Origin of the sequence: Streptococcus sp. (assembly GCF_019414905.1) — a bacterium.
In the GTDB taxonomy this organism is placed as follows: Bacteria; Bacillota; Bacilli; order Lactobacillales; family Streptococcaceae; genus Streptococcus.
Window position 1 is genome coordinate 1 of sequence record NZ_DXLC01000081.1, and the last position, 1,933, is coordinate 1,933.

Below are 1,933 nucleotides of genomic sequence, written 5' to 3' on the forward strand. Positions count from 1 at the left end.
GTGGCCAACCAATCCATACTTGCAACATCGTTGCACATCTTATTTAGGAGGTTCATGAGCGTGGACTTTCCAGCCCCATTTTCTCCTAAAAGTGCATGAATTTCACCTTTTCGTAGGTGCAGGTTGATTTTGTCGTTGGCAACAAATTCACCAAACACCTTGGTAATATCACGCATCTCAATGACATTTTCGTGTGCCATGTGCTCTTCCTTTCAGAGTCTTATTTTATTTCAATAAAACTTGCTCGTTTGTCTAGTAGCAAGCTTTACTGAGACAAAATGACTTTGTCTCAACTCTTAAAAAAGCGGCCGAGGGCCGCTTCCTAAGAAATGACTTCCATCCATTATTTTGCAGGAACTTTTACGCTTCCATCAAGGATTTTAGCTTTAGCATCTTCAACAGCTTTTTTACCTTCTTCAGAAAGGTTAGTTGTTACCAAGTCAACCCCTTTATCCTTCAATGAGTAAACGATTACTTGACCACCAGGGAATTCACCTTTTTCTGCCTTGTTAGAAATATCTTTTACAGTTGTACCAACTTGTTTCAAAGTAGATACAAGAACGAAGTTTGATTCTTTACCATCTTTAGAAGTGTATTTACCTTCTGCTTCTTGGTCACGGTCAACACCGATAACCCAAACTTTTTCATTTTCAGGACGGCTTTCGTTGAGTGATTTTGCTTCTGCAAAGACACCAGCACCTGTACCACCAGCTACTTGGTAAACAATATCTGCACCGGCTGCGTATTGTGCGGCTGCAATTGTTTTACCTTTAGCAGCATCACCAAATGAACCAGCATAGTCAACTTGGACTTTGATAGATGGGTCTACTGACGCAACACCAGCCTTGAATCCTGCTTCAAAACGAGAGATAACTTCTGACTCCTGCCCACCTACAAAACCAACTTGTTTTGTTTTAGTTGTTTTTGCTGCAGCTACACCTGCAAGGTAACCTGACTCATTATCAGCGAAAGTTACGCTCGCAACATTCTTTTGATCTTTAATCACATCATCAATCAAGACATAGTTCAAGTCAGAATGTTCTTTAGCTGCTTCTTCAACCGCATTGTGAAGGGCAAAACCAACACCGAAGATTAGGTTGTAACTTCCAGCTGCTTGTTGCAAGTTGTTAGCGTAGTCAGCTTCACTTGTTGATTGGAAGTAAGTGAAACCGTTATCTTTTGAAAGATTGTGTTCTTTACCCCAAGCCTGCAAACCTTCCCAAGCTGATTGGTTGAATGATTTATCATCAACACCACCAGTATCAGTGACGATTGCTGCTTTTGTCTTCACATCAGAAGATGAATCTGCCTTACGAGAAGAGCGGTTACCACATGCAGCAAGTCCAACTGCTGCCACTGCAACTAGACCAAGGCCTAGCCATTGTTTCTTGTTCATTACTGAACCTCCTAAATAAGATGTGCAACGATGTTGCAAGTATGGATTGGTTGGCCACAAGGACCGTGCCACTCAGAGAGCGACTCAGACTAGTTTAAGTCTGTAAAAGAGTATGGAAGTAATTCCCCGACCGTCATCTCGACCGTCGATTTATCTTTTGCGACTAAGGTCACTTTTAGATCTTGTTCAAAAAATTCGACCATTACTTGGCGACAAGCACCACATGGTGAGATTGGTTTTTCAGTCTGTCCATAGACAATCAATTCTGAAAATTCTCTTTGTCCTTCAGATATAGCCTTAAAAATGGCTGTTCTCTCACCGCAATTGGTCAAAGGATAGCTAGCATTTTCGATATTTACTCCCGTGTAAACACTACCGTCTTTGGCTACTAAAACTGCTCCGATAGGAAAGTGAGAATAGGGGACATAGGCATGTTTGCTGGTTTCAATTGCCAGTTCAATCAACTCAGTAGTCGCCATCTGCCAATTCTCCTTTTAAAATGGCTACCCCAGCTGACGTTCCAATACGGGTCGCACC

3 protein-coding genes and 1 pseudogene are annotated in these 1,933 nt (G+C 41.9%); all 4 read right to left on the bottom strand.

Annotated elements, in window-relative coordinates:
• On the bottom strand, positions 1-200 hold a 200-nt coding region (locus QZ359_RS02100), incomplete at its 3' end, for an ATP-binding cassette domain-containing protein (protein ID WP_293957482.1).
• Between the two features lie 143 nt (positions 201-343).
• On the bottom strand, positions 344-1,396 hold the full coding sequence (locus tag QZ359_RS02105; RefSeq protein WP_045606266.1) for a BMP family protein: 1,053 nt from the start codon (positions 1,394-1,396) through the stop codon (positions 344-346).
• An 89-nt stretch (positions 1,397-1,485) separates the two neighbouring features.
• Positions 1,486-1,875, bottom strand: a complete 390-nt coding sequence (locus QZ359_RS02110) for a cytidine deaminase (protein WP_000246088.1) — start codon at positions 1,873-1,875, stop codon at positions 1,486-1,488.
• Positions 1,862-1,933, bottom strand: a pseudogene (locus tag QZ359_RS02115) (2-deoxyribose-5-phosphate aldolase); the annotation flags it as partial. The gene QZ359_RS02110 and the pseudogene QZ359_RS02115, both read right to left, overlap by 14 nt.

Coding starts and splice junctions, on each gene's coding strand:
- QZ359_RS02110 (WP_000246088.1), bottom strand. CDS start 1,875: ATGGCGACTACTGAGTTGATTGAACTGGCAATTGAAACCAGCAAACAT.
- QZ359_RS02105 (WP_045606266.1), bottom strand. CDS start 1,396: ATGAACAAGAAACAATGGCTAGGCCTTGGTCTAGTTGCAGTGGCAGCA.